The organism is Lishizhenia sp. (genome assembly GCF_057456495.1).
This window is the reverse complement of record NZ_JBVCPV010000164.1, coordinates 1-6,922: the sequence shown is the minus strand read 5'-3', so window position 1 is coordinate 6,922 and position 6,922 is coordinate 1. Positions and strand designations below refer to the sequence as shown.

9 protein-coding genes are annotated in these 6,922 nt (G+C 35.2%); 2 read left to right on the top strand and 7 right to left on the bottom strand.

Annotated features, from left to right (window positions below):
- A partial coding sequence (locus AC22ZQ_RS11305; RefSeq protein ID WP_318958879.1) for a helicase-related protein occupies positions 1-796 on the top strand: 796 nt, incomplete at its 5' end.
- Positions 797-879: 83 nt separating this feature from the next.
- On the top strand, positions 880-1,251 hold the full coding sequence (locus tag AC22ZQ_RS11300) for an iron chaperone (protein ID WP_318958878.1): 372 nt from the start codon (positions 880-882) through the stop codon (positions 1,249-1,251).
- An 8-nt stretch (positions 1,252-1,259) separates the two neighbouring features.
- Here the strand turns inward: AC22ZQ_RS11300 and AC22ZQ_RS11295 are convergent, their stop codons facing one another.
- The 7 genes from AC22ZQ_RS11295 to AC22ZQ_RS11265 all read right to left on the bottom strand — a co-directional run.
- Complete coding sequence (locus AC22ZQ_RS11295) at positions 1,260-2,162, bottom strand: hypothetical protein (protein ID WP_318958877.1); 903 nt, start codon at positions 2,160-2,162, stop codon at positions 1,260-1,262.
- Positions 2,159-3,097: a hypothetical protein gene (locus AC22ZQ_RS11290; protein ID WP_318958876.1), complete on the bottom strand. Its 939-nt coding sequence runs from the start codon at positions 3,095-3,097 to the stop codon at positions 2,159-2,161. The genes AC22ZQ_RS11295 and AC22ZQ_RS11290 overlap by 4 nt, the downstream gene beginning before the upstream one ends.
- The gene (locus AC22ZQ_RS11285; protein ID WP_318958875.1) at positions 3,094-4,065 is read right to left on the bottom strand and encodes a hypothetical protein; all 972 of its coding nucleotides are present in this window, start codon (positions 4,063-4,065) and stop codon (positions 3,094-3,096) included. The genes AC22ZQ_RS11290 and AC22ZQ_RS11285 overlap by 4 nt, the downstream gene beginning before the upstream one ends.
- Before the next feature lie 49 nt (positions 4,066-4,114).
- The gene (locus tag AC22ZQ_RS11280; protein ID WP_318958874.1) at positions 4,115-4,990 is read right to left on the bottom strand and encodes a DUF4846 domain-containing protein; all 876 of its coding nucleotides are present in this window, start codon (positions 4,988-4,990) and stop codon (positions 4,115-4,117) included.
- A gap of 216 nt (positions 4,991-5,206) precedes the next feature.
- Entirely contained in the window at positions 5,207-5,512 is a 306-nt protein-coding gene (locus tag AC22ZQ_RS11275; protein WP_318958873.1) for a hypothetical protein, read from the bottom strand.
- Positions 5,513-5,630: 118 nt separating this feature from the next.
- Positions 5,631-6,251, bottom strand: a complete 621-nt coding sequence (locus AC22ZQ_RS11270; RefSeq protein ID WP_318958872.1) for a hypothetical protein — start codon at positions 6,249-6,251, stop codon at positions 5,631-5,633.
- 4 nt (positions 6,252-6,255) lie between these two features.
- A partial coding sequence (locus AC22ZQ_RS11265; RefSeq protein WP_318958871.1) for an MFS transporter occupies positions 6,256-6,922 on the bottom strand: 667 nt, incomplete at its 5' end.

Genomic DNA, 6,922 nt, shown 5'->3' with positions numbered 1-6,922 from the left:
AGTTGCCTTAGGAAAGAAAACATTGATTTTTAACTCAGGAATAGAAACATCTATTCGCGTGAGAGAAACCTTTGAGAAAAGAGGATTTAAGATTAAACACTTAGACAGTACGTTCTCAGATAAGGATAGAAAAGATACTTTATCTTGGTTTAAGGAAACTCCTGATGCCATCCTAACATCTGTAGGTATCTTAACAACCGGTTTCGATGAACCAACGGTAGAAACGATTATTTTGAACAGAGCAACACGTTCGTTGACCTTGTATCACCAAATGATTGGTCGTGGTTCAAGAAAGTTACCTCAGAAGGATGAATTCTTATTGATAGACTTAGGAAACAACGTAAGACGTTTCGGTTTATGGCAAGATTATATCAACTGGCAGGATGCTTTCCAATTCCCAGATAGATTCTTGGAATCTCGTTTGTCTGAGCAAGATGATTTACAATTTGAAGCTGCTTTTGAATTGCCAAAGCGTATTCAGCACAGAGTAGACATGGACATCATCAACAAGTTTAAGATGAAGGAAGTTTACGAAGATTTGGTAGATGAAGGTAGACCGGGTAAAAAAGCAGTTGATTTATCGGTAGACAATCACTTTGATGCCATTAAAGATAAAGCAACAGACTTTTACGATGCGCTAGAAATTATGGAAAGCTTACAAGAGCATATAGAGCACCGTTTGAAGCAGTATACAAAATTGATAGCTAAGAGTACCAAAAATTACTTTAAGTACTTATTAGAGACCTATAACCGTCAATTAAGACAAAAGCTTAGAGCAGTTTTAGATGACGAGTAAAGATTTATAAAAACGGCACATTTTTAACGACGAAATTCAGTAGAGTTTCGTCGTTTTTTGTTGGAATAATTTATCTTTAAAAGATGCTACAAGAAATAAAAGACCACATAGAAGCCCAACCACTAGCCGTGCAAGATCAACTCTTAAAGCTCCACAACGCCATACTTGAATTATCCGACGAAATAGAAGAACATTACGGCTACAAAATGCCTGGTTTCAAATACAAAGGAAGGATACTCGTGTATTACAGCGCCTTTAAAAATCACATTGGTTTTTATGGTTTCTCAAGCGTATTTGGAGAGAAAGACGAAGAAATGCAACAATACAAAGGCGGAAAAGGAACCTTACAATTTCCACACGGCACAGAAGTCCCCCTTGCTTTGGTGCAACGCTTAACGAAAGCAAGGATGTTAGAAAATGAAGAGGTGGCTGCTAAGAAGGGGAAGAAAAACTAACATTTAACTCATTCTATTTTTGATTCCGGTGGCGGAGGTGGAATTACTATTTCTCTTGCAATAGCTTTGTTTTTGAATAATTTATCAGGATAATAACTGAAATTGTTTACATCTATATCCGCGGTATCCGAGAACTTGTTAAGTTTAAACAGGAAATACTCTTCTATAAAACCTAAGTTTTTCAAAAAACTATTTTCATCAAATTGATAAATAGAATCTTCATATAATATTTCCAAATTGCAACCTGCCCAGCAATTAATTACATCCCACTGATGAATTTTCGAACGATTTTCTATTAGGTCATTTAAAAATGATGAAAAAACTATAGAGTCAGTATGTGTGAAAAAATCTATTTCCCTTTGGTAAATCTCATTATTTTGACGAATACTTGTAAAATATCGAATACCTCTTAAACTATCTACTAACATTGAAAATCTTTTATCATATGACCATGAACTGTTTATAAAATACTTTACATCGGTATCGAATGTTCCTGAATTCATCCTAACATATAACCTTCTCGGTGTCCACTTAATACCAAAAGCTTTTTGTAAATGAATTATGCCCAAACTATCTTTTGAAATCAGGTAAGCACTCGTATCCTTGTTCAAGAATCCTTCTTTCCATTTGTACCGTAATGAATCACAAAACTTAAAACTGTGGTACAATAAACTATTTGGTAGGAATAACGTGTCTTCTCTTAGGTTTGGAATTCCAAACCTAAAACAAGCTAATTTTGTACTATCCATTTTCAAATTACCGAAGTAGTAAAAATCTTTATGGACAGTATCTTTATCGCTCCACATTTGACCAAAGCCTAAGAGTTCTTCTTGCCAATTATTTTTTGTTTCTGGGCCTTTTGGTTTACAGGCAACAACGAATATTGTGAGGATAATAATTATGCTTCTCATGGTGCTATTTCAATTAATGGAACTCCTGGTAAAGCTCTTGCTACAGAATAACTTTTTCGTGGGAAAGTTGAATCTAATGGTGGGTATTCCTCCAAAGTACTCATCCTTTTATCTTTGCTAAGGTTCAATTGATAATTAAAATACTCGACTAAACCATGCGCATCAATAGGAAGTGTATTTCCATTGAAGTAAAACAAAGAATCTTTGTATACCATTGTAATATTCAATTCCATAGGGTAGTAACATACTGAAACATTTAATTTTTCTTGGTATCTCCTCTCTATCAATAAATTCAAAAAGCTATTCACAACTAAAGAATCTTGGTGATTTAAGATTGGTTTAGTTTGAATAATCAAAGAATCGGCCTTCAAATCAAACCTATCTGTTGCTATCATTACTTTACTTTCTGACATCCCCCCGTATTGAACATGAACATAGGATTTGTTATACTCTTCATAATCCAAATACATGAAATCTTCAGGTAAAGCTTTCGTATTCATTTTTACATACAATTCAGAAGGTATCTGAGCTACCCCTGTTAATTTCCTCAAAAGTAACTGGTTACTTTGTTCTTCTATCATGAAAGATGTGCTATCCTCTACCTCCAAAAAATCTTTATTAAAATTGTTGTCACTTTTCACTTTCTCCCACCATTCTTGGGGAATCATTTGAACAAGTCTGAGATTTGGGATGGTTACCCTATCCCCCTTAAAACAAAAAGAGGAAGAGTCTTTAATTTCAGTGTATTTCGTGCTATCCATTACTCGATTTCCGAAATAATAGAAAGTTTTAGTCATGCTTTCTGGGGATAATCCAATTTTACCATAGCCCATTAACACCTCCTCCCAATTTCGATAATTCACCTTTTCAGGAGAAGAACAAGAAGCTAGGAAAAACATCCATAAAAAACTTAGGTACGTTAAATCTTTTTTCATTTAGGGTTGGATTTTAAATCATCTAAGGCTTTTAACTCCTTCTCAACCTCCAAATTTCGCTTTTCTCTTTCTGTTCTTTTTCGTGCTAAAGGCAGGTCTTTATACCTATCAATTATAAGAAAATCGTTGGTGTCTAATATGGGTTCAAGCCTTTCTCCTTTTTTATCAAGTTCAAGGGTAAGTCCGTGAATTAATTTAGATATAGGAAGTGGAAACGCTTGCATTCCATACTCGTAAAGGGAGTCTTTATACGCTACTGTAATCAAGTTCTCATAATCCCCAAGACCACACCCTGATTCTATTTCTTTAAAAGGATGACTTCTATGAGCAGTAAATAAATTCAAATAACTAAATAGAATTTTCTCATCATTTTTGTTCAAAGTCTTCTTTTCTATGTACAACTTTCGAAAAGATTCAATATCGTCTTTCTCTATGTAGCTTTTCTCGTAGTAAAGATACAAACCCTTTGAACCATCCCAATGAAACACATTATCCCTTTCTTTCTGATTTTCTAGATGAATGAGATAAAGATCATTCGAAATAAAGGGCGCATACACATTCAAGGATATTCGAGAAGGTGCATCGCTGCATGTATTTAAGTTAGTAAGATAAATCACCCCTTCTTTCTTTTTTAATTCGTACTCATAGGATGGATTAGATAGTGACCAAAGAATTGGTCTTCTAATCAACGAGTCTTTACTGCCTGGAATACTACTGTAATAATTCAGGTAGCTTCTCAACTGAGATCTTGAAAGCAATAAGGTATCCCCTTTAATAGAAAAATCTTCGGAAACACTACCAAAATGATAAAACAAATGGACGAAATTTTCCCCTTCTATTTTTAAGCTTCCAAAACCCAATAATTCTTGCTCCCAATTCATTAATCCATTTTGCTTACCCTCTTTCTCCTCAATTTGGGAACAAGAAAACAACAACAAGATCATCATCAAAGGAAGGAAATTACGCATGTAATCTTTTAAGCAGGTTACAAACAAAAATCAATCCATTTTGTCCCTCTTAAAACCTCATCAAACTCTCACGTGTAAAAGTCCATTCTGGGGTGTAGATTTCATCTTCTATATCTTCTAAACAATACCAAGGATTTGCACCAGGAACTGAAGGATTTACTAAAATTTGCGTCTCTTGTGCCGGCATGTAGCTTTGGGCTAACATGAAGTAATGTTTTTGAGTAATTGTATCTTGGGCCATGTCTACTACCAAAACGGCATGTCCAGGAGAACCTCCCTTAATAATTACATCACCAATTTGCATTTCATTCAAAGGAATGGGATTTAATTCACGAGACAAAGACAAGGTACCTGCATAGGTAAAAATGCATTCCATATAGTTCCAAAAATCTTGGTAGGTATTTGAAGCTTGCGTCTTTTGCACCCATTCCACGTTATTTCCTGAAACACGTATTCGTTTTCCTTTCATCCATTCTGTATAGTCCACTCTAAATCCATTGGTGAAATTGAAATGGATGTCTTCATAGCGCTTTTGTTTCCATAAATATTCAGCACGAAAACGCATTACAGCATCCGCACACTGGTGCAAGTCTTTCTTCCCTATTTCTAAATCTACTACGGCGCAGTAAACCGCCGAATTTCGTTTGATATCACCGTCATAATACTTCACTTGTGCCCCCTCTTCTTTGAGCGGAAGATTCCTGAGGTAAAAGGCAAAAGATGAAGAATCCACAGACTTTCTAATCGCATTAACCGGTGTATTGAAGCGCCCCTCTAGGGTATAAAAAGAAGTATCTTTTAAAGGTTTCATTTTTCTTTCTTGCGGACTTTTAATTTCTGTTAAGGTAGTATGGTTTACCGTTTCCACGGTACAAGAAAACAGACTCTGAAACACGAGAAAACTTGTGAGCAACTGGAAATGCATAGATCTTTTAGTATTTGAATACGATGATTAGAAAAAGTAACGGACTAAAAATACAAAAGGGATGAAACTAACTCGTCATCCCTTTCGCTCTTTTATCTATTGCAACACTATGCGCTGCTTTGCAATGACTTGATTCGATTTTTCTTGTTGTATTTGAAGGATGTAAACTCCCTTACTCCAGCCCTGAGTACATAGGAATACTGATAAGTACCTTAATTAATTAAAAAATGGACTTTCTACCCAAATTACAGCTATAGCCAGCACAAACGTTAAAACCAACAAACTCTTCTTGAGTCCTTCTTTCTTTCTTCCCATAGCATATAACCAAGCCAGAAACATGCCTATACTAACCGTACTAAAAATGAGCGGAAGGTTTGTTAGTGGTTCGGGTGAAACTACACCTTTTACATCTTGTGCAAATCTTTCTATGTCATTTTTGGGTATGGAAGAAAAGTAAACCACAGTTTCACTTATGGCCAATAGGGCACAATACAATTGAGCTAAATAATGTACAATACGCATGAATACGACTTTTTACTTGAACAATCATATCGCCATATTGTTTAAATTTCAAACGAATAAATAAAAATTAATCACCTTTTTTATTATTTGACCGTGTTTTATGTTTAACCTTTATATGTCACCTTATATCTTCCTTACAGAAATCACAAAGCGTACTCCCAACTCCGTCAATGGTTTTAATAGACTCTGCAGCATCGCGCATGACGCAATTTGGATCTCTATCACAATGCGGTAAACCTAGGTTATGTCCTATTTCGTGGTTGGCAATTTTTATAAGTTGAGATCTTCTATCTGGTCTTCTTTTACTTAATCGAAAAGTAGAAACAATACAACTAGCCCCCGGTCGATATCCCAAACCAAAAATCCCCCAATCTTCATACTTTGATTTTGGTAATTTCACAGTTCCGTCTGGATTCTGTTTCGTGGTAGAAATATCTTTGGTAATTAATCCTAAAACATGGTCTATAGAATCTGCTTTCTGCGCTTTTAAATAAGCAATTAATTGATCTGCGCGATAGCGAGGTGATTTAACATTGACAAATGTATTTTCCGGAATTTCAATAGGAGTAAGCACATCCACTTTTGCTTTGTAGTTTTCAACCAAAGAGCTTTTTACAAGTTCTATATCTACTTGGTTTACCCCTACAAAAGGTTGAATAGCAATGTGTAATTGCTGCTTTTTTCCGCAAGAAGAAAACAAAAGATTCAGTACAAAAAATAGTGGTAGGATGATTTTCATTGATTTATATTTTAGGCATACGCAACTTAATAATTAAAGCTGATATTACTGTTATGCATCCTATTAAATATATGGAAGCATCAATTCCAAAAGCATCCGCAACTATCCCCGAAATGATGGCTCCAAAGGCATAGCCCAAATCTCTCCACAACCTAAATATCCCAATACTTTCGGCACGTTGATTGGGCTGTGTTGCACTCGCTATGGTAGATAAAAATGTTGGATAAACTAAAGCAGTCCCTAAACCCAGCAAGGCTGAAATGGCAATTAAAACGTAAAAGTTAGAACTAAAAGGAAACAAGAGTATGACCAATCCTTGAAGTAGCATTCCGTAGAAAAGCATGTTCTTTTTTGAGTAAAGATCAGACATCTTTCCTGTAAATAATTGACCTATTCCCCATACACCGGGATAAACAGATGCAATCACAGCAATACTTTCTTTGTCAAAATTCAAAGTTCCTAAAAGAATGGGTAATAATCCCCATATCATACCATCATTCAAGTTGTTTACTAAACCTGCCTGAGATACAGAACTTAAGGTTTTATCCTTAAAACTCGTTTCTACAAATACATTCTCAAATTTTTGGGTGGTCGTGGTCTTACTTTCTTGGTGAACAAATTTGCGCGTATCTTTCACCCAAATAACACTGAGCAATAAACCAACAATGGCT

Bases quoted from the DNA above. Each gene is read 5' to 3' on its own strand.
- AC22ZQ_RS11300 (WP_318958878.1), top strand. From the start codon at position 880: ATGCTACAAGAAATAAAAGACCACATAGAAGCCCAACCACTAGCCGTG.
- AC22ZQ_RS11295 (WP_318958877.1), bottom strand. From the start codon at position 2,162: ATGAGAAGCATAATTATTATCCTCACAATATTCGTTGTTGCCTGTAAA.
- AC22ZQ_RS11290 (WP_318958876.1), bottom strand. From the start codon at position 3,097: ATGAAAAAAGATTTAACGTACCTAAGTTTTTTATGGATGTTTTTCCTA.
- AC22ZQ_RS11285 (WP_318958875.1), bottom strand. From the start codon at position 4,065: ATGCGTAATTTCCTTCCTTTGATGATGATCTTGTTGTTGTTTTCTTGT.
- AC22ZQ_RS11280 (WP_318958874.1), bottom strand. From the start codon at position 4,990: ATGCATTTCCAGTTGCTCACAAGTTTTCTCGTGTTTCAGAGTCTGTTT.
- AC22ZQ_RS11275 (WP_318958873.1), bottom strand. From the start codon at position 5,512: ATGCGTATTGTACATTATTTAGCTCAATTGTATTGTGCCCTATTGGCC.
- AC22ZQ_RS11270 (WP_318958872.1), bottom strand. From the start codon at position 6,251: ATGAAAATCATCCTACCACTATTTTTTGTACTGAATCTTTTGTTTTCT.